22 protein-coding genes and 1 riboswitch are annotated in these 20523 nt (G+C 41.5%); of the genes, 20 read left to right on the top strand and 2 right to left on the bottom strand.

Going from position 1 to position 20523, the window contains the following annotated elements; all coding sequences use genetic code 11:
- Nucleotides 1–16 precede the first annotated feature (16 nt).
- The 13 genes from nqrF to ung all read left to right on the top strand — a co-directional run bounded on the left by nqrF (nt 17) and on the right by ung (nt 11420).
- The gene (gene nqrF / locus B5G52_RS01720; RefSeq protein ID WP_087530982.1) at nt 17–1246 is read left to right on the top strand and encodes an NADH:ubiquinone reductase (Na(+)-transporting) subunit F; all 1230 of its coding nucleotides are present in this window, start codon (nt 17–19) and stop codon (nt 1244–1246) included.
- A 97-nt stretch (nt 1247–1343) separates the two neighbouring features.
- A complete protein-coding gene (locus tag B5G52_RS01715) occupies nt 1344–2375 on the top strand; it encodes an FAD:protein FMN transferase (RefSeq protein ID WP_087530981.1) in 1032 nt (343 codons plus the stop codon).
- A gap of 84 nt (nt 2376–2459) precedes the next feature.
- Nucleotides 2460–2672 carry a (Na+)-NQR maturation NqrM gene (nqrM, locus tag B5G52_RS01710; protein WP_087530980.1) on the top strand — a complete coding sequence of 71 codons (213 nt, stop codon included), beginning with the start codon at nt 2460–2462 and terminating at the stop codon, nt 2670–2672.
- Between the two features lie 72 nt (nt 2673–2744).
- A complete protein-coding gene (locus tag B5G52_RS01705; protein WP_087530979.1) occupies nt 2745–3362 on the top strand; it encodes a histidine phosphatase family protein in 618 nt (205 codons plus the stop codon).
- A gap of 27 nt (nt 3363–3389) precedes the next feature.
- Nucleotides 3390–3521, top strand: a riboswitch (cobalamin riboswitch).
- Between the two features lie 86 nt (nt 3522–3607).
- Nucleotides 3608–4429, top strand: a complete 822-nt coding sequence (locus B5G52_RS01700) for an ABC transporter ATP-binding protein (RefSeq protein ID WP_087530978.1) — start codon at nt 3608–3610, stop codon at nt 4427–4429.
- Nucleotides 4413–5423, top strand: coding sequence for an iron ABC transporter permease (locus B5G52_RS01695; protein WP_087530977.1), 1011 nt, complete (start codon nt 4413–4415; stop codon nt 5421–5423). The genes B5G52_RS01700 and B5G52_RS01695 overlap by 17 nt, the downstream gene beginning before the upstream one ends.
- Nucleotides 5423–6484, top strand: coding sequence for a nicotinate-nucleotide--dimethylbenzimidazole phosphoribosyltransferase (gene cobT / locus B5G52_RS01690; protein WP_087531181.1), 1062 nt, complete (start codon nt 5423–5425; stop codon nt 6482–6484). Before B5G52_RS01695 ends, cobT begins: the two co-directional genes overlap by 1 nt.
- A 3-nt stretch (nt 6485–6487) precedes the next feature.
- Nucleotides 6488–7297 carry an adenosylcobinamide-GDP ribazoletransferase gene (locus tag B5G52_RS01685; RefSeq protein WP_087530976.1) on the top strand — a complete coding sequence of 270 codons (810 nt, stop codon included), beginning with the start codon at nt 6488–6490 and terminating at the stop codon, nt 7295–7297.
- The gene (gene cobU, locus B5G52_RS01680) at nt 7294–7818 is read left to right on the top strand and encodes a bifunctional adenosylcobinamide kinase/adenosylcobinamide-phosphate guanylyltransferase (RefSeq protein ID WP_087530975.1); all 525 of its coding nucleotides are present in this window, start codon (nt 7294–7296) and stop codon (nt 7816–7818) included. The genes B5G52_RS01685 and cobU overlap by 4 nt, the downstream gene beginning before the upstream one ends.
- Nucleotides 7818–9293 (top strand): cobyric acid synthase, encoded by a 1476-nt coding sequence (locus tag B5G52_RS01675; protein WP_087530974.1) that lies wholly within the window; start codon nt 7818–7820, stop codon nt 9291–9293. The genes cobU and B5G52_RS01675 overlap by 1 nt, the downstream gene beginning before the upstream one ends.
- 11 nt (nt 9294–9304) lie before the next feature.
- Nucleotides 9305–9904, top strand: coding sequence for a cob(I)yrinic acid a,c-diamide adenosyltransferase (gene cobO / locus B5G52_RS01670; protein ID WP_087530973.1), 600 nt, complete (start codon nt 9305–9307; stop codon nt 9902–9904).
- Nucleotides 9904–10761 (top strand): cobalamin-binding protein, encoded by an 858-nt coding sequence (locus B5G52_RS01665; protein WP_087530972.1) that lies wholly within the window; start codon nt 9904–9906, stop codon nt 10759–10761. The genes cobO and B5G52_RS01665 overlap by 1 nt, the downstream gene beginning before the upstream one ends.
- Nucleotides 10758–11420: a uracil-DNA glycosylase gene (ung, locus tag B5G52_RS01660; protein ID WP_087530971.1), complete on the top strand. Its 663-nt coding sequence runs from the start codon at nt 10758–10760 to the stop codon at nt 11418–11420. Before B5G52_RS01665 ends, ung begins: the two co-directional genes overlap by 4 nt.
- A gap of 49 nt (nt 11421–11469) precedes the next feature.
- Here ung and B5G52_RS01655 read toward each other — a convergent pair whose 3' ends face one another.
- Both B5G52_RS01655 and tal read right to left on the bottom strand, forming a co-directional pair.
- Nucleotides 11470–11658 carry a DUF3545 family protein gene (locus B5G52_RS01655; RefSeq protein WP_087530970.1) on the bottom strand — a complete coding sequence of 63 codons (189 nt, stop codon included), beginning with the start codon at nt 11656–11658 and terminating at the stop codon, nt 11470–11472.
- Nucleotides 11659–11848: 190 nt separating this feature from the next.
- Nucleotides 11849–12799, bottom strand: coding sequence for a transaldolase (gene tal / locus B5G52_RS01650; protein ID WP_087530969.1), 951 nt, complete (start codon nt 12797–12799; stop codon nt 11849–11851).
- Nucleotides 12800–13023: 224 nt separating this feature from the next.
- Here tal and yaaA point away from each other — a divergent pair, with 224 nt between their 5' ends.
- The 7 genes from yaaA (at nt 13024) to ribD (ending at nt 20516) form a co-directional block, all read left to right on the top strand.
- Complete coding sequence (yaaA, locus tag B5G52_RS01645; RefSeq protein WP_087530968.1) at nt 13024–13803, top strand: peroxide stress protein YaaA; 780 nt, start codon at nt 13024–13026, stop codon at nt 13801–13803.
- A gap of 104 nt (nt 13804–13907) precedes the next feature.
- A complete protein-coding gene (locus B5G52_RS01640; RefSeq protein WP_087530967.1) occupies nt 13908–14819 on the top strand; it encodes a mechanosensitive ion channel family protein in 912 nt (303 codons plus the stop codon).
- A 167-nt stretch (nt 14820–14986) separates the two neighbouring features.
- Nucleotides 14987–15175, top strand: a complete 189-nt coding sequence (locus B5G52_RS01635; RefSeq protein ID WP_087530966.1) for a DUF1289 domain-containing protein — start codon at nt 14987–14989, stop codon at nt 15173–15175.
- Nucleotides 15176–15492: 317 nt separating this feature from the next.
- Nucleotides 15493–16794, top strand: a complete 1302-nt coding sequence (gene nagP / locus B5G52_RS01630) for an N-acetylglucosamine MFS transporter NagP (protein ID WP_087530965.1) — start codon at nt 15493–15495, stop codon at nt 16792–16794.
- 773 nt (nt 16795–17567) lie between these two features.
- Nucleotides 17568–18824: a serine hydroxymethyltransferase gene (gene glyA, locus B5G52_RS01620; RefSeq protein ID WP_087530963.1), complete on the top strand. Its 1257-nt coding sequence runs from the start codon at nt 17568–17570 to the stop codon at nt 18822–18824.
- A 116-nt stretch (nt 18825–18940) separates the two neighbouring features.
- Nucleotides 18941–19390, top strand: coding sequence for a transcriptional regulator NrdR (nrdR, locus tag B5G52_RS01615; RefSeq protein ID WP_054552576.1), 450 nt, complete (start codon nt 18941–18943; stop codon nt 19388–19390).
- Nucleotide 19391: 1 nt separating this feature from the next.
- Nucleotides 19392–20516, top strand: a complete 1125-nt coding sequence (gene ribD / locus B5G52_RS01610) for a bifunctional diaminohydroxyphosphoribosylaminopyrimidine deaminase/5-amino-6-(5-phosphoribosylamino)uracil reductase RibD (protein ID WP_176372481.1) — start codon at nt 19392–19394, stop codon at nt 20514–20516.
- Nucleotides 20517–20523: the final 7 nt, after the last annotated feature.

Raw genomic sequence — 20523 nt, 5'->3', positions numbered from 1 at the left:
GTAGCGAGGATAAATCATGAGTTATGAGATTTTCTTAGGCGTTGGTGTTTTCATCGCTATCGTTGTACTACTAGTTTTAGTCATCATTGGTGCTAAATCTCAGTTAGTTGCAAGCGGTGACATCATCATCGGCGTAAATGGCGATCCAGATAAAGCCATTAAAACATCAGCAGGTAGTAAACTATTAGGTGCGCTATCTGAGTCAGGTATTTTCGTATCATCTGCATGTGGTGGCGGTGGCTCTTGTGGTCAGTGTCGTGTACACATCAAAGAAGGTGGCGGCGATATCTTACCAACAGAACTTGATCACATCTCTAAAGGTGAAGCCCGTGAAGGCTGTCGTTTAGCGTGTCAGGTAAATGTTAAAAACGACATGGAAATTGAACTTGAAGAGTCAATTTTCGGTGTTAAAAAGTGGGATTGTGAAGTTATTTCTAACGATAACAAAGCAACCTTCATCAAAGAGCTTAAGCTACAAATTCCTGATGGCGAGTCAGTACCGTTCCGTGCCGGTGGTTATATTCAAATTGAAGCCCCTGCGCACCACGTTAAATACGCTGATTTCGATGTACCAGAGGAATACCGTGGCGACTGGAACCATTTTGGTTTCTTCAAACTGGAGTCAAAAGTAGACGAAGAAACAATTCGTGCTTACTCAATGGCTAACTACCCAGAAGAAGAAGGCATCATCATGCTTAACGTGCGTATTGCTACGCCGCCGCCAAGAGATTTAAGCTTGCCTTGTGGTAAAATGTCATCGTACATTTGGTCACTTAAAGAAGGTGATAAAGTAACTATCTCTGGTCCATTTGGTGAGTTCTTCGCGAAAGAAACTGACGCTGAAATGGTATTCGTAGGTGGTGGTGCTGGTATGGCGCCAATGCGTTCACATATCTTTGACCAACTTAAACGCTTAAACTCTAAGCGTAAGATGAGCTTCTGGTATGGTGCACGTTCTAAACGTGAAATGTTCTACGTTGAAGATTTTGACGGCCTAGCGGCTGAAAATGATAACTTCGTATGGCATACAGCACTTTCAGATCCACAACCTGAAGATAACTGGGAAGGCTACACTGGCTTTATCCATAACGTGTTATTTGAGAACTATCTTAAAGACCACGAAGCGCCGGAAGATTGTGAGTTCTACATGTGTGGTCCTCCAATGATGAACGCAGCTGTTATCACAATGTTGAAAGACTTAGGTGTTGAAGACGAAAATATCTTACTAGATGATTTCGGTGGCTAACACTGATACCAAAACAGTTTAGTTTTGGTTAGAATATCAGCCTCGTAGCAATGCTTGTTACGAGGCTTTTTTATTTCAAAATTTAAAGTAGGCTGCCATGAATAAAGTTTTTCACCCGCAGGCATTAATTGCCTTATTTTTTCTTACCTTCACTTTACTCATAACGGGCTGTGGCCAAAGTGATGAACCTAAAGAGCTTTACCTTGAAGGTAAAACCATGGGCACTACTTATCACATTAAAGTATTTGCTAAGCAAGAAAAGCTCGACACACTTAATTTATTGCCAGAAATCACTGAGCTGTTAAAAGGCATTAACTTATCAATGTCGACTTATATTAAAGAGTCTGAGATTAATCAATTTAACCGCTTAGCTGTCGATGAAGTCATGCCAATTAGTAGTGACTTTAGAGCGGTGGTGAGCGAATCAATTCGCCTAGGGGAGTCAACTAAAACCCTCGATGTGACAATGGGACCCTTGATTGATTTATGGGGCTTTGGTCCAGATAAAAAACCAACTAAGCGCCCAACAGACGAAGCATTAGCTAACATGATTGCTAAAATTGGGGTTGATAAATTAAAACTGACTGAGCAGGGTTTAGCAAAAACGGTTGACGGCTTAGAACTTTCGTTTTCATCAACAGCAAAAGGCTATGGCATTGATAAAGTAGCTGAGCTGCTAGAAAGTCACGGTCTAACTAATTATATGGTCGAAATTGGTGGTGAGCTGCGCATTGCAGGTAAAAAGCCTAACGATCAGGATTGGCGCATAGCGATTGAGCAACCTGATGCAGAGCCAGGCACACGCAAAGTACACCATATTTTAGCGCCAGGTAATAATGGCATGGCAACATCGGGGGATTACCGTATATTTTATGAAATGGATGGTGTGACTTACAGTCATTTGATTGATCCAGTTACCGGTATGCCAAGTCGTCATGATCTCGTGTCAGTAACCGTATTACATCCATCAGCAATGACAGCCGATGGTCTTGCTACTGCATTGACTATTATGGGCATGGATAAAGCTCAAGCCTATGCAGAAAAAAATGACTTAGCGGTCTATCTAATAGCTAAATCGAAGGATGGTTTAGTGACTTATTCGAGCCCAGCATTTAAACCCTATTTGTAGCAGAGCACAAAGCGGTTTATAATACACTCAGCTTGGCTACGTTAGCCAAGCACCTTTTAATTGCTGAACAATAGGGGCTAAGCAATGTCACTTTTTCTTCTTACTTTTGGTTTACTTATTTTAATTGTCGCAGCAATGGCCATTGGCATGATTATGCAGAAAAAATCTATGGCGAGTAGCTGTGGTGGTCTAGGCTCAGTAGGTATTGATAAAGCTTGTGATTGTGATGACCCATGTGACAAACGTAAAAAGCGCATGGAAAAAGAGCAAGTTTGGAAAGAAAACCAAATTTTATAATCTCGATAAACTAGATTAAAAAGCGCCTTGTTTAAAATTGGCGCTTTTTTTGTGGCTTTAAAGTGGTAATTAATGAAACCATTTACAACTAAAGTGTATTTTTTACGTCACGGTGAGCTTGAGCAGCAAAATGTATTAGCTGGGCGTAGCGACTTTGAGTTGAGCAAAAAGGGTGTTCAGCAGTTAGAAGATGCAGTTGCAGGGCTGAACGATATCACTACAATAAACAGTTCTCCTTTAAAACGTTGTAAATTATTTGCTCAACAGCTTGCCAATACTCGACAACTCCCGCTCAATATAGACAGTGCAATCGCTGAGTATGATTTTGGCGATTGGGATGGGCAAAGCTATGAAGTACTTTGGCAACAAGGCAGCTCACCGACAATCGGAGACTTTTGGCAAAAGCCTTGGCAAATCACTCCCCCTAATGGCGAATCCATGAACGCGTTTTATAGCCGAGTTGAAACGTGGTGGCAGCAATTTTTAATGATGATCAGCGCACAGAACACAGGACCCCACTTGGTCATAACCCACGCTGGCGTTATCAAACAGCTGTTAGCGATAGTATGTCAGCTCCCTCGTGAGTCGCTCATTAGCCAAAATGTGTTTTCAATCTCTTATGCTGCTCTTATTTGTGTTGATGTTTACATTGATGAACAAGGTGAAGCTTGGCCTAAAATTGTTTTCTAAGCTGTTTTTAGCCATCTAGAAAGATATTAATTGAAATATAAACTCACCTGCTCATAATAGAGGGGTATTTAGGAATGAGGTGCAAGTCCTCAGCTGTTCCCGCAACTGTAAGCCACATTAGTGATAAGCCAGATACTAAATACGTTACAATCAACTTAAATAACTGAGCGGGTAAACTCATCTTTTTCATAAGCATTTGCTTGTGTTTACTGCATTGGGTTTTCGCGTGCTAGCAGAGATAAACATTGCAGACACCAACAGCGCTTCTTACCGTCGACGATTTATCGTGGACTGTTGCTAATACATCTATTCTAAAAAAAATAAACATCAGCATTGAGCAAGGCCAGTTTATTGGCTTGCTTGGGCCTAATGGTGCGGGTAAGTCGAGTTTATTGCGTTGTCTATATCGGTTTAATAAACCAACATGTGGTCAAGTGCTCCTTGGCTCAGATGATATTTGGCAACTAAGTGCTGATGATTTTGCCAAGCAAGTTGCTGTGGTTTTGCAAGAAACGCCTTCGCAATTTAATCTATCTTTGTATGATGTGGTGAGCCTAGGGCTTACCCCGCATAAACGTCTTTTTAGTGGCACCACACAAAGTGATAAGCAGCTAATTCACCAAGCGATAAAACAAGTAGGCTTAATTGAGCACACAAACCAAGCGTTTGATTCGCTCTCAGGTGGCGAAAAGCAGCGTGCTTTAATTGCCCGTGCCATAGTGCAAAAGCCACAGCTTTTGTTTATGGATGAACCTACCAGCCACCTTGACGTAAAATATCAAATTCAATTAATGGAATTAGCCAAATCACTCGGGGTAACTGTGTTGGCATCGTTTCATGATTTAAATTTAGCAGCCAGCCTATGTGATGAGCTATTGGTAATCGATCACGGTGAAATTGTTGCATCGGGCACGCCGCAGCAGGTTATAACAGAGAAAATGCTAAGCGATGTATTTGGCGTGTGCGCTCAAGTATCTAGCCACCCGCAAAGTAAAGCGCAATCCATTCCACATATAACGTATTTTTATGGTTATCAATCAGGAGCGCTTCATGCAACTGAAAAATAACCTATTACTGCCGCTAACCATGGTATTAAGTGTGCTGAGCATTTTTGCAGCATTGAGCTTTGGTGCTGCCCCCAGTAAGTTTGTTGATGTTTACTACAGTGTAATTGGACAGTGGTTTGGCCAAGGTAGTGATTCGTTTATTGAGCGAATAATTTGGCAACTACGTTTGCCACGTACATTGTTGGCGTTCTTAGCAGGCTCAGGGTTAGCCATTGCAGGGCTGATTTTACAAACCGTGACCCGTAATCCATTAGCTGACCCTTATTTATTTGGTATTTCATCTGGGGCTTCATTTGGTGTGGTGTGTTTTATTACTTTTACCGGTATCAGTGCTGGGTTTTCAATGTCGCTGGCCGCCTTTGTGGGTAGTATGCTGACCATGTGCTTATTGGTATTTATTGCAGGGCGTAGATCGTCTGCTCAGGTTGAAACAATGCTATTAGCAGGGGTTGCATTGTCGTTTTTATTCAGCGCATTTACCAGCTTACTACTTTATTTTAGCGACCCTCAAGCAATCACCGCGATTTTATTTTGGACCTTAGGCAGCTTTGCAAGAGCGCAGTGGCAAGCACTTTGGCTACCCGCTTTAGTTATCTTCAGTTGTATTATTTTATTAATGAGTTTTAGGCGTCAACTCAATGCCATGTTATTGGGTGATGAAAGTGCCACGACCTTAGGTATTCCTGTGCAACGCTTTCGCTTGCTAATGTTAGTGTTAAGTTCGTTAATAACGGCGCTCTTGGTGGCGTTATGTGGGGGGATTGGCTTTGTGGGCCTGATGATACCTCATATAGTGCGTTTTTTCGTATCCCAAGGAACCTTAACAGGGCTTGCGATGACAGCACTCGTTGGTGGTACATTTATGGTATGGGTGGATGTGCTCTCGCGTATTGTGATGAGTAACCAAGAGCTACCAATCGGGGTGATCACCTCGGCCATTGGTAGTGTATTCTTTTTATCTTTGCTGTGTTTTCGTAAAAAGGTGTATCAATGATGTATTCTATTAAACCCCTTAACAGGCAATTTGATACGCTGATCAGTGATAAAATTAATCACAAAACTAAACCGCTTGGAGCACTGGGGCTACTTGAACCACTGGCACAGCAATTGGTGAGTATTTTTAGTCAAGATATTGATATACAGAGTGCATTTTTAGATTTTCAGCCAGCTATAAAACAGCCTACATTAATCGTGTTTGCTGGCGATCATGGTGTTGCAGCGCAAGGAGTATCAATTGCCCCCAGCGACGTTACCGCGCAAATGGTTGCTAATTTTGCTGCTGGCGGCGCGGCAATTAATGTGTTTTGCAATCAGCTAGGCTGGCAGCTTGAAATAGCCGATTGCGGTATTTTAACGAAAGTACCCAGCACGGACATTCGTGATTGTCGTTTAGGGGATATCACCGAGCCGCTTAATCAACACACGGCTATGAGTACCGAGCAGGTACAACAAGGGTTTAATAATGCTAAACAACTTGTATTAGCGCTTAAAAGTAGTGGCTGTAATACTCTAGCCTTGGGTGAAATGGGCATAGGTAATACCACCAGTGCAGCCGCTATTATGGCGGCAATGCTTAAACTCCCTGCCAGTGAATGTGTGGGCAAAGGTACTGGCGTAAGTGATGGGGTGGTTGCGCGTAAAGTAAAAGTTGTAGAGCAAGCACTGATCTTACATAAAACTCAACTAGATGATCCTATCTCCTTGCTTGCAGCACTTGGTGGCTTCGAAATTGTGCATATTGTGGGTGCCATGCTCAGCGCTGCTGAGCAACAAATGGTAGTACTGGTTGATGGCTTTATTTGTACCGCTGCAGCTTTAGTCGCGATTGCAATTAACCCCAATGTAAAAGCGTATTTTATTTTTGCCCATAGTTCAAATGAGCAAGGCCATAGTAAAATGCTCGCCCACTTAGAGGTTAAACCATTACTGCAATTAGATTTGCGCTTAGGGGAGGGGACTGGCGCTGCATTAAGTTTGCCTTTGCTACAAAGTGCGCTCGGTTTTTATAATCAAATGGCAAGCTTTGCCGACGCTGCAGTTGATAATGTGGTGTAAGTGATGACACAAGCGCAAGCAAGCATCACGCAATGGCAGTTGCTACAATTAGCGGTTAGTTTTTTAACCCGCATTCCGGTAAAGCTTCGTTTTGAGGTGACGGGCGAACACTTAAATCAAGCCAGTCGCTACTTTGCGTTAGTAGGATTAGGACTTGGTTTAGCCCATGCTTTGGTGTTTTACTGCCTGCAATTTATATTACCTGTTTCAATATGTGTGCTGTTAGTGATGGCGCTGAGCCTACTAATGACTGGTGCTTTTCATGAAGATGGCTGGGCCGATGTCTGGGATGGCTTTGGTGGTGGCTGGCAGGTATCACAAAAGCTCAATATTATGAAAGATAGCCGTTTAGGCACATACGGCGCTGCAGCACTTATCATTATATTAATGCTGAAGTATCAAAGTTTGGTGATATTAAGTGAAGATAACGGTGTGTTGTTATTTGCTATCATTGCTGGGCAATGCTTAAGCCGCGTTGTTGCGACTAGTATCATTTTTAGTATGGATTATGTGAGCGAAGGTGCCAGCGCAAAAGTAAAGCCACTGGCTATGCACTTATCTAAAACCGGATTAGTCACTTTATTATTAACAGCTGCTTTTTTATTTGCCGCTACGTTGATTTTCCAGCTTGTTACTTGGCAAGCATTAGTAATAATAACCCTGACTTTAGTATTCGTACGTTTGATGGTTATGCATTGGTTTAAACGCCAATTAGGCGGTTATACCGGTGATTGTTTAGGGGCAGCGCAGCAACTTAGTGAGGTGAGTATTTATATAACTCTCATCGTTATAATGACGAGTAGCGCACAATGAAACCTCAACATACTTTAATTCTCGGTGGTGCCCGTAGTGGTAAAAGCCGCTTTGCAGAGCAATTAGCAACAAGCACTGAAAAACCCGTAATATACATCGCTACCGCACAAGGCCATGATGATGAAATGCAAGCACGTATTTATCGTCATCAACAGCAGCGCCCAGCACATTGGCAGCTAATTGAAGAGCCAATAACGCTTGCAAATACCTTACTTGCCCATAGCAAAGCTGGTAACTGCATTTTAGTTGATTGCCTTACGCTGTGGCTTAGTAATTGTTTATGCCAAGATAATAACTGCTGGGCGCAGCAAAAACAGGCATTGCTTGAAGCGCTGAGTAAGCTCCCTGGACAGGTTATTTTTGTCAGTAACGAAGTCGGACACGGGATTGTGCCGCTTGGGCAATTAAGCCGTGACTTTGTTGATGAGTCAGGCTGGCTACATCAAGCAATTGCCGCAGAGGTTGCTCGGGTTGAATTTATAATGGCAGGCTTGCCGCTCACTTTAAAAAGTAGTGAATGATGAAAACAATAATGATCCAAGGCACCACATCAGATGCCGGTAAAAGTACATTGGTTGCAGCTTTGTGCCGAGTGTTTGCAGAGCAAGGTATTAAAGTCGCTCCCTTTAAGCCACAAAATATGGCACTTAATAGCGCAGTAACACAAGATGGCGGTGAAATAGGCCGTGCTCAGGCGTTACAAGCAATTGCAGCAAAGGTTGCCCCAAGAATAGATTTTAATCCCGTATTACTCAAACCTAATAGTGATACTGGCGCTCAAGTGATCATTCATGGCAAAGCGATTAGCAATATGGAAGCGGGTGCTTACCACGACTATAAAAAAGTCGCGATGGATGCTGTGCTCACCTCACAAGAAAGATTAAGTAAAGAATTTGAGCTATTGGTTGTAGAAGGGGCCGGTAGCCCCGCAGAAATTAACCTGCGTGCCGGCGATATTGCCAATATGGGTTACGCTGAAGCGGTGGATTGCCCTGTCATTATTATTGCCGATATTGATAAAGGCGGGGTATTTGCGCATTTAGTGGGCACCTTGGCATTGCTAAGCGAGTCAGAGCAAGCGCGAGTAAAAGGTTTTGTGATCAATCGTTTTCGTGGCGATATTGCACTGTTACAAGGTGGCCTTGATTGGCTCGAAGAGTACACGGGCAAACCTGTACTTGGTGTATTACCTTACCTGCATGATCTCACCTTAGATGCAGAAGACGCCGTTGCTATTGATAATAAGGTAAACCAAGCGAAAATAAAAATAGCTGTTTTACTCTTACCACACATTAGTAATCATACCGACTTTGATGCGCTGCGGTTAAACCCACAAATAGATATAAACTACGTGCGTCACACACAGTCTATTCCCAATGTTGATCTAATTATTATCCCAGGCAGTAAAAATGTGATCAGTGATTTAACCTTTTTAAAAAATGAAGGCTGGGAGGAGCAAATTAAGCGCCACCTTCGCTATGGCGGTAAAGTGCTCGGCATTTGCGGCGGCTTACAAATGTTAGGCACCGATATTTACGACCCTGCGGGGGTTGAGTCAAGCGCTCAGCATTGTAAAGGATTAGGACTTGGTGATTTTACAACTCAATTAGGGGTTGAAAAAGTACTGACGCAAGCATCGGCTATTTTGCATTTAAATGGCGGTGAAGCTCAGATGGTGGGGTATGAAATTCACGCAGGCCAAAGTCACGGTCCTACACTTGAACAACCATTGCTAAAATTTACCACACATCCACAAAATGTGACTCATGATGGTTTTATATCTGATGATAACTGCATAGCAGGCACTTACTTACATGGCTTGTTTGATAGCAGTGCAGCAAGCCAACTGATACTTGATTGGGTGTTACCAAATAGCTGTATTGAACAGCATATAGATATAAACACACATCGCGAACAGCAACTCACGCGTTTAGCCCAGATGTGTAAACAGCATTTAGATATTCCACAAATTACTAAAATTTACCAAAACTGGTAAGGAGCAAGCAGATGAGCGACACAAATAACGACAAACACCAACAACGGCAACAAAAAGTAAAAGACAAAGTGGATGAGCGCATTGCTGCGGCACAAACAGAAAAGGGCATTTTCCAAGTGATCACTGGCAACGGTAAAGGTAAATCTACATCAGGGTTTGGCACAGTAACTCGCTGTGTCGGCCATGGTATGAAGGCCGCTGTGTGCCAATTTATAAAAGGCACATGGCCGTGTGGTGAGCGTAACTTATTACAAGGTGCGGGCGTTGAGTTTGCCATTATGAACACCGGTTTCACGTGGGAAACACAAAATAAAGAATCAGATACCGCCGCCGCGCAAGCTACATGGCAAGAGGCAAAGCGTATGTTAAATGACGAATCAATCAACCTAGTATTACTTGATGAAATAACTTACATGATCACTTATGGCTACATTGATTTAGAAGAAGCGCTAGAGGTGATTGCTAATCGTCCGCCGATGCAGTCAGTGATTGTTACAGGGCGTGGTGCGCACCGTAAGTTAACAGACCTTGCAGACACAGTAAGCGAAGTACGTAATGTAAAACACGCATTTGATGCGGGTGTAAAAGCGCAAATAGGGTTTGATTACTAATGGTGGTGTTAAGATTCGCATTATTTGTTTGTTTCGCCTTGGGCAGTGCTAATCTACAGGCTAGCACTAATAAACAACAACTGAGAATTGTAGCGCTTGCTCCGCATATTGTTGAAAACCTTTATACCATTGGCGCTGGCGAGCAAATTGTGGGAACAGTTGAGTACGCTGATTTTCCAAAGGCGGCGAATAAAATCCCACGTTTAGGGGGTCACCAAGGTATTCAAACTGAAAAGCTGTTAGCACTTCAACCTGACTTGGTACTTGCATGGAATAGCAGTAGTCATGCTGATGAGTTAGCACAAATAGAGCGTATGGGAATCAGTGTTTTATACAGTGAAGCCAATGAAGTTGAAAAAGTGCCTAATGAGTTGCTACGACTAGGAAAATTAACTGGCCGCGAGGACGCGGCAAAGCATGCTGCGACTGAATTTCAGCAAAAATTAGACACTATTAAAGCCAAACAGCAGGGCAAAGCCAGTGTTGCTGTGTTTTATCAATTATGGCCAGAACCGATGATGACGGTGAGTAAAAATACTTGGATTAATCAACTTATTGAGATTTGCCATGGCAGCAACGTGTTTGCCAATAGCCGCACCGACTATCCGCTTGTAAGTATTGAAAACGTGATCGTTGCAAAACCAGAGGTGATTATTCTTCCAGAAGAGAAATCAAAAAACAAACAGCCAGTTATCGATTGGCAACAATGGCCCGAAGTTCCTGCAGTGAAACACAATCAGTTTATTCAAATTAATGCCGACTTACTACACAGGTTCACCACCCGGATGCTTGATGGGCTAGATGATATGTGTAATAAAATCGATCAATCAAGAGCTGTTTTAAAGGATGTACAATGAGTCAGTGGCAAACATTTTTACAAACCGAATGCGCCAAACCTTATATGCAAGACACGCTTGCTTATGTTGCTCAAAGGCGCAGTGAAGGGGTTGCAGTTTACCCACCAGAGTCGCAGGTTTTTAGTGCCTTTGAAGCAACGGAGCTTGACGATATTAAAGTGGTTATTTTAGGGCAAGATCCTTACCACGGTGAGGGACAAGCTCATGGTTTGTGTTTTTCAGTACTGCCAGAAGTTACTAAATTGCCGCCATCACTGAAAAATATTTATAAAGAGCTCGCCACTGATATTGCAGGGTTTGCGGTACCGCAACATGGTCACTTGCAAAACTGGGCTGAGCAGGGCGTATTTTTACTAAATACCGTACTGACCGTGGAGCAAGGACAAGCGCACTCACATAAGCATTTAGGTTGGGAGCAATTTACTGATAACGTGATTAATCATATTAATGAGCACACAACTGGCGTGGTGTTTATTTTGTGGGGTGCGCATGCGCAAAAGAAAGGCAAAGGCATAGATGCTACCAAGCACTTTGTGTTAAACGGCCCTCACCCATCACCGCTTTCAGCGCATCGAGGCTTTTTTGGCTGTCAGCACTTTTCTAAAGCCAATGAGATACTCCAGCAGCAAGGCAAAGCCGCTATAAATTGGCAAGTGTAAGAATTAAAAAAGGCCGTTAGCTGTGAAGCATGCGGCCTATTTTTTTAAGTTAAAAATCTAGCTCATCAATTGCAATGTTGTCTGCAAAATAGTCTAACTCCTGTAGTTCTTTGCGTAAACGTTGCTTATCTTTTAAAGCTTCGATTTCGCGCCACTTTCTCTTTTTATTCTTCTGAGAGGTCTTTTTTGTTGTACTAGGACCTTCTAATATTTCTAAAATATCGTCTAGGCTATCCATGAACTTCTCCTATTGAATTTTGAACCTCGGAAATACCTATATCACAGGCCAAACTAAAATAGAATAAAAAAGTGACGGTAATGTTACATAAATGTGATGGCTAGATTAAATTCTATACGCGGGGAAAATAAAAAACGCCACATGAGTGGCGTTTTATACAGTAAGTGTTTATTTACTTATCTTTAAAGAGTTACATCGCTTTAAAACGTGCCTCTAATTGCTCTTGCGCATCAGCAAATGAGCGAATACCTTCAGCCAGTTTTTCAGTCGCCATGGCATCTTGGTTATGCAACCAGCGGAATTGCGATTCTGTAAGTGGCTCAGGTTTTGGCTCTTTAGGAATATCACTTTCTAGTAAATATTCTTGCGCGCCTTCAAGGTTGCCTAAGTCTTCTAACAGGTTAGGGCTAATAGTTAGCTTATCACAACCCGTTAGCGCGATAATTTCGCCAGTGTTACGGAAGCTTGCGCCCATAACCACGGTTTTATAATCATGGCGTTTGTAAAATTCAAAAATGCTACGTACAGATTGAACACCTGGATCTTGTAGCGGATCAGTAGGTTTTTCCATGCCGTTAGCAACATGCCAATCTAAAATACGGCCCACAAACGGCGAGATTAAAAATACGTTTGCATCGGCACAGGCGCGTGCTTGGGCATCGCTAAACAATAAAGTAAGGTTACATTTAGTGCCTTCTTTTTCTAGTTGCTCAGCGGCTTTAATACCTTCCCATGTTGAAGCTACTTTAATTAAAATTTTATCTTTGCTCACGCCTTCTTTTTCATACAGGCTAAGTAAAGTATGGGCTTTATCGATAGTTGCTTGGGTATCAAATGATAAACGCGCGTCAACTTCGGTAGAGATGTAACCCGGTACAATTTCGCTGATTTCTTTACCCAATAATACGGCAAAGTAATCGCAAGCGAGTTCAAGTTGTTTGGCGGCATCTTGCTCGGTTTCTTTAGCATAGCTAAATGCTTTATCTAAATAAGGCTTATACGCTTCGATCTCGCTGGCTTTAAGAAGTAAAGATGGGTTTGTAGTCGCATCTTCTGGTTGGTGTTTTTTTATCGCTTCAATATCGCCGGTGTCGGCTACGATAGAAGAATGTTGTTTGAGCCTTTGTAGAGCTGAAGTCATTTGCTTTTCCTCATTCCAAGCAAGTTAAAAGAAAATCTACTGTAACTACCTTATACTGCAACACTGTGACAGCGCTTGATAGGTCATATGTCCGTATCAGTAAAGAACGAAGGCGCAACGCAAATTTTGTCGCGCAAAAGTAAGGTAGGACTAAACAAAACGTGCATTTCGTTTCATTTAATGTTGAAATTGACATTAAATAATTTACAAGTCAATAGCTAACTATGATCACTGTTATTTCACCTGCAAAAAATTTAGATTTTGAAAGCCAACCTACTACAGAGAAATTCAGTTATCCTGAGCTGCTAGAGCACAGTGAAGAGCTGATGAGCGTGTGCCGTGAGCTTACACCTGCACAAATTAGTAGCTTAATGAAAATCAGCGATAAGCTAGCAGGGCTCAATGCTGCCCGTTTTAGTGAATGGGCGCAGCCGTTTACTGAACAAAATGCTAAACAAGCGGTACTCGCTTTTAACGGTGATGTATACGGCGGTTTAGCGGCAGATACACTAACTGCTGAGCAACTTGACTACGCACAAAACCATTTACGTATTTTGTCGGGCCTTTATGGGCTGTTAAAGCCGCTAGATTTAATGCAAGCATATCGTCTTGAAATGGGTACTAAGCTTGATAATAGCCGTGGTAAAAACTTATATGAATTTTGGGGCAGTATTATTGCCAAGAAGTTAAATACAGTTTTAGCTCAGCAAGATAGTCAATACTTAGTCAACCTTGCATCTAATGAGTATTTTAAAGCGGTTGATAAAAAAACCTTATCTGCGCAAATCATCACACCACATTTCAAAGACTGTAAAAATGGTCAATACAAAATTATCAGCTTTTACGCCAAAAAAGCGCGCGGCTTAATGGCTCGTTATATTATCGAAAATAAAGTAACTCAATTGAGCCAACTGAAACAGTTTACAGTGGATGGTTACTATTTTAGTGAAGAAGCCACAACTAAAGAACTTGAGCCTGTATTTTTACGCGACGAGCAAAATTAAGCGACATTTAAGCTTTAAATAAACCACGCAAATGCGTGGTTTTTTATTTTTGGCGTTTATTTTGCAATGACCTGATTATTAAATAATAGTTTTCAGGATCAATCATGCTAAATATCCCTTCAATTAGTGAAGCCGAAAAGCTTATCGAAGAAAAGCTCGGAGGCTGGTTTGATATTGTTATAAGTCATATTCCTAACTTTATCGTCGCAGTACTGATTGCCATTGTATTTTCAATTCTTGCGCGCTTTTTAGGTTCCATGGTGCGTAAGGTTTTACGCAGATCGTTAGACTCCAAGCAAATAGCCGATTTAATGGCTTCCATCTTCAAGATGGTCGTCTTATGTGTTGGGGTATTTATTGCTCTAGATTTTATGGGGTTAAAAGGCACGGTTACTTCATTGCTTGCAGGTGCCGGTATTGTTGGTTTAGCGATTGGTTTTGCGTTTCAGGATATGACCGAAAATCTCATTGCTGGCATCGCCATGGGTATTCGAAAACCCTTTAAAACGGGCGATGTCATTAAAACCGATAATGCTTTTGGTACGGTTAAATCAATTAACTTACGTAATACCCTGATTGAAAATTTTTATGGCCAATTAATTCTAGTGCCTAACAAGATCCTTTTTCGCAATGTGTTACGTAATTACAGCACCTTAGGTGTTCGCCGAATCGAAGTACCGGTAGGCATTTCGTATGGCGACGACCCAGAGCAAGCTGCTGAAGCGATAGTTAAAAAAATCAATGAGTTCGATTTTGTGATTAAGCAAGACGAAACGGCTGTATACGCTGAAGGATTTGGCGATAGCAGCGTTAATTTATTAGTATGGTTTTGGATAAAATACCCCGGCGAAGCTGATTTTATGACCGTAAGGCACAAAGCGGTTGTTGCCGTTAAACAAGCATTAGCAGAAGCTGATATCAGTATTCCATTCCCAATTCGCACGCTTGATTTTGGTATAAAAGGGGGTGAAAAACTCGATGCCATGATTAGTCACAAACAGGATAGCCAAGATTAAACTCGCTTAATAGATACAAAGCGTATGCCTGCATGCGCTTTGTATAATGTACTTTTTACTTAACCTTAATACTAATTTACACGCATTGATGCAGACGATTTAACTGACACATGACTTAATTCAAACTAAAGTTAGGTAAACTTAATTGTGAATAGTGGGGGGTTAGTTTGCGTGATGATAATGAATTTTATCCGAAAAATCCCTGCGTTAGGTGTTGCTGCTTAGATAGTAGAGATATTTGTATTGGCTGTTTTCGCAGCCTTGAGGAAATACTTGAATGGCATAGCGCTTCAATCAGCCGACAGAAAAAAATACTTGCAACATGCCAAGCGCGTAAAGCTGCAGCAAAAAAATAACGACTCTAACGACGCTCAGGATGAGCTAATCAACATATTCTTTGAGCAAATTCTTTTGTGCACGATATAAACTTTTCAAAAATATAATTCCAGAATTCATCTGAATTATTGTAAATAATTGTTTATTTTCTGTTTTAAGCTGCAGTGGAAGTCGTTTATGAGTAACTTTAATGTAAAATGATAGCGCTGTCATTTTTGTTGGTGTATGATTAATTTATTGTGAAAAAAATGATTTTAGTTTGCAGTGGCTGGATTTTAGATAAATATAATGAGTTCAAAGCTAAAATAATTAATTAAAAAACTGGTGAGATAAAACTATGGAAGCAACCGTCGAGTGTGAAGCAAATACGAAGCATAGTATTTGGCTGCCAATGACATTGGCAGGATCAATGTTCTTTATTTTAGGGTGTATAACCTGGCTTAATGGTGCAATTACTCCATTTTTACAACAAATGTTGGTGTTATCTCCGTTACAAGCTTCGTTTATTATCTCTTCATTTTATATTGCCGTAACGGTTGCCGGTATCCCATCTGCAATGCTTATTAAGCGTGTTGGCTATAAAAATGGGATGGCGATAGGTTGTGCCGTTATGGCGGCTTCTGCATTAATGTATATCCCTGCAGCAAAGCTGCAAATGATTGAAATATTCTTATTTGCTCAATTAACGATTGGCGTGGGACAAACAATCCTGCAAACAGCGATTAACCCTTATGTGGTAAAAATGGGTTCTGAGAAATCAGCTGCCGTACGTGTTTGTATTATGGGCTTATTAAATAAATTTGCAGGTGTAATTGTACCTGTGATTTTTGCTGCCGTGGTAGTAAGTGGTGTTGTCGCTGACGGAGAGCAATTATCGCAAGTACAAAAAGATGCGATGGCGAACAGTTTAATCTTGCCTTACCTAGCTATTGCTGGCTTTATTCTATTGTTTGCACTCTTTGCTAAATTTGCACCATTACCTGATTTAGTCTTCGAAGAGTCTGAAGGCAGTGGCAAAGGAGAAGTAAAAGAAGCCTTACAACATCCTCACCTAGTATTTGGTGTAATAGGTATCGCACTGTACGTGGCTGTGGAAGTGATTGCCGCGGATACCATTGGTTCTTATGCGTTACAAATAGGTGTAGCCGACTACTCTGTAATGACCTCATACACTATGGCGTGTATGTTAATTGGTTACGCCATTGGTATAGCCCTTATTCCACGTTTTATGTCGCAGCAAAATGCACTTGTTATGTCTGGAGTTGCAGGTATTGTCACTGTGCTTGCTGTTGTGCTAGGTAGTAATGAATCATTTATTATTGCTAACTTATTATTAGTACCGTTTGGCGGACCTGAATTACCAGACCCACTTTTATGTATCGCATTACTTGGCTTTGCGAATGCCATGGTGTGGCCTGCTATTTGGCCTTTAGCGCTGACAGGGCTTGGGCGCTTAACGGGCACTGCTTCTGGCTTATTGATTATGGGTATTGCTGGTGGCGCGTTAGGCCCATTATTGATTGGTCTAGGAAATGTCGTTGGTCTTGGCCCGCAAGGTGCTTATGTTGTGATGATTCCAAGTTATATATTCATCTTATTCTATGCTTTGAAGGGTCATAAAATGAGAAGTTGGAAATAGAGAGGAACTGGTGACAGCAAGGTTAGCGAGAGTAAAGTTTTAGCGAGAGTAAAGTTAGCTAAGAAAGTTTGTAAGCTCCCAAGAGCGCGGTTTATTCCGCGCTTTTTCTTGGTCTATAAAGCTAGCATATTAAACCATAGAGCGGGAACGCCTGTTTAATACTCGAAGAGCTAAAATTAATAGCGCAATTAAGCAAATGATTACCCCAGCAATAGTTGCTAATTGATGTGGCACCCAACGTATTATCAATAAACCAAATGTGAGTAATATAAAAGGTTTGAATTCATAGTAGTAATAGTGTTTTTTAACTCTGATTCGATTTACTTTATGATCAACACGGCGCGCGTTTGAGCGTAAACGCCAGATATTCGCACCATAAAAAAACATCATAATGCCCAATAAAGTGCTAATAAAAGAATTACCGATAAGTAAACAACCTGCACCAAAGAGAAAGGTTAAATAGGGAATTGATTCATATATAGGTTTAGCGATCATAATACTTCGTACCATCATCCTTGACTGTAACTTAATTATTGATTGTACCTTAAGTAGAAGCCAAAGCAATTTATTAACATATTTAAATTATAAATGTCTGATCGTTTTGTTTATTAGTAATTTTTATGTTTCTATAAAAAAATATCATTACAAAAACACTGTGAATTAATTTCAATCCCTGTTTAAATATGTTCAAGATAAGAGCATAGGCAAATTGACGTTTTCAGCGTATAATTCAGCCTTTCAAAAATACCATACACGTTGCCCTAGGAGCCCCCATGTTAGAACGTAGCATGAATATTTCGGATTTTGATCCAGAGTTATTTGCAGCAATCAATAAAGAAACTGCACGTCAAGAAGAGCACATTGAGTTAATTGCCTCTGAAAACTACTGTAGCCCACGCGTACTTGAAGCGCAGGGATCACAGCTTACAAATAAATATGCAGAAGGCTACCCGGGCAAGCGTTACTACGGTGGTTGTGAGCACGTTGACGTGGTTGAGCAATTGGCTATTGACCGTGCAAACGAATTATTTGGTTCTGATTACGCAAACGTACAACCACATGCGGGTTCACAAGCGAATGCAGCTGTTTTTTTAGCGCTTTTAGAAGCTGGCGATACAGTGCTAGGTATGAGCTTAGCTCATGGTGGTCACTTAACGCATGGTTCACATGTAAGTTTCTCAGGTAAACTTTACAATGCAATCCAATACGGACTAGATGAAGCGACTGGCGAAATCGATTACGCTCAAGTTGAAGCGTTAGCACTTGAACACAAACCAAAAATGATTATCGGTGGCTTCTCAGCATACTCTGGTATCGTTGATTGGGCTAAATTCCGTGAGATAGCTGATAAAGTCGGTGCCTACTTATTTGTAGATATGGCTCACGTTGCAGGTTTAATCGCTGCAGGTGTTTACCCAAGCCCAGTTCCTCATGCTCACGTTGTAACAACAACGACGCACAAAACATTAGCAGGCCCACGTGGTGGTTTGATCATTTCTGCATGTGGCGATGAAGCTATCTACAAAAAGCTTAACAGCGCAGTATTCCCTGGTGGCCAAGGTGGTCCTTTATGCCATATCATTGCTGCAAAAGCAGTGGCATTTAAAGAAGCACTTCAACCTGAATTTAAAGAATACCAAACACAAGTTGTTAAAAATGCCCAAGCTATGGTTGCAGTAATGCAAGAGCGCGGCTATAAAATCGTATCTGATAAAACAGAGAACCACTTGTTCTTACTTGATTTAATCGATAAAGACATCACTGGTAAAGATGCTGACGCAGCGCTTGGTAATGCTAATATCACCGTAAATAAAAACTCGGTACCAAACGATCCGCGTTCACCGTTTGTTACTTCAGGCCTACGTATTGGTTCACCTGCAATCACTCGTCGTGGCTTTAAAGAAGCTGAATCAAAAGAGCTTGCTGGTTGGATTTGTGACGTACTAGACAACATCAATGATGAGTCTGTACAAGCGCAAGTAAAAGAGAAAGTTCAAGCTATCTGTAAAAAATTACCTGTTTACGCTTAATCTAATTAGTTTAAGTATATAAACAGTAATTTAGATAACAAGAGCGATGTTTTTTGTTATTATAAAGGCCGCCCATAAGCGGCCTTTTTAGTTTTTTGAATCGGAAGCAGACACCTATGCATTGTCCATTTTGCACCGCAAAAGATACCAAAGTGATAGATTCACGTTTAGTTGGTGGTGGTCACCAAGTTCGCCGTCGCCGTGAATGCAATGAATGCCATGAGCGCTTTACCACTTTTGAAGGGGCTGAATTGGTGATGCCAAGAGTAATAAAGCAAGATGGCAGCCGCGAACCATTCAACGAAGACAAACTGCTCAATGGCTTACACCGAGCGCTAGAAAAACGCCCTGTTAGCACTGAGCAAGTAGATGAAGTGGTCAATATTATTAAATCCCAGCTACGTGCCACCGGAGAACGTGAAATTTCGAGTCACTTAATTGGTGAATGCATTATGGAGTCATTAAAAAAACTCGATAAAGTAGCTTATGTTCGCTTTGCATCTGTGTATCGCTCGTTTGAAGATATACGTGAGTTTGGCGAAGAAATAGCGCGTTTAGGCGATTAGTATGCAATTCACAGAGCAAGACCACTTTTATATGAGCCGCGCTATTGAGCTGGCAAAGCGTGGCCGTTTTACGACAACCCCCAATCCTAACGTTGGTTGTGTATTAGTTAAAAATGGGGAGATTGTGGGTGAAGGTTTTCATCAATTAGCAGGGCAAGGCCATGCTGAAGTAAATGCTTTAGCAATGGCAGGGGAGCAGGCAAAAGGGGCTATCGCCTACGTTACGCTTGAACCATGTAGCCATTTTGGCCGAACACCACCGTGTGCCGAAGGTTTAAAAAACGCTGGAGTACGTAAAGTGATCGCCGCAATGGTCGATCCTAACCCGCAAGTAGCGGGGAAGGGATTAGCCATTTTAGCGGATGCAGGCATTGAGGTCGCATCGGGTTTACTTGAACCACAAGCCCGGTTATTAAATCGTGGCTTTCTAAAACGTATGGAGCGGGGGCTGCCATTTGTAACGTGCAAAATGGCAGCCAGTCTTGATGGTAAAACGGCATTGCAAAATGGCCGAAGTAAATGGATAACCTCTACTAAAGCGCGCCAAGATGTGCAGTTATTCCGTGCACAAAGTTGCGCGATTTTAACTGGCGCTGACACCGTGATAATTGATGATGCGAAATTAAACGTACGTCAAAATGAATTACCGCAAAAGCGACCAACAACGCTTCCACTGCGTCAACCTATTCGCGTTATTGTTGATTCACAGAACAGGTTAACCCCTGACTTAGCGCTTTTTAGCATTGAAGGTGAAATATTAATCCTCACCACAAAGCTTGATAAATCTAAACAATGGCCACATTACGTTAAGCATATTGTAGTGCCTGAAAAAGAAAAAAAAGTAGATTTATTAGTGGCACTAAAATTATTAGCACAACAACAAATAAACTCTATTTGGTTAGAAGCAGGTGCAACCCTTGCTGGTGCGATGACTGAACAAAATTTAATTGATGAGTTTGTAGTTTATCTTGCGCCTAAATTATTAGGAAATGACGCGAAAAGTTTACTAAACTTTGCAACGCTGACTAGTATGCAAGATACTATTAACCTCGCTATCAAAGAATGTGCATGTGTGGGCGAAGATATCCGTATTATCGCCGACATTGCGACAACGAAATCGTCTTAACTTATTA

This window comes from Pseudoalteromonas sp. A601 (genome assembly GCF_002165575.1).
In the GTDB taxonomy this organism is placed as follows: Bacteria; Pseudomonadota; Gammaproteobacteria; order Enterobacterales; family Alteromonadaceae; genus Pseudoalteromonas.
Note: the sequence above shows the minus strand (reverse complement) of the source record. Positions and strands in the feature narration are given on the sequence as shown.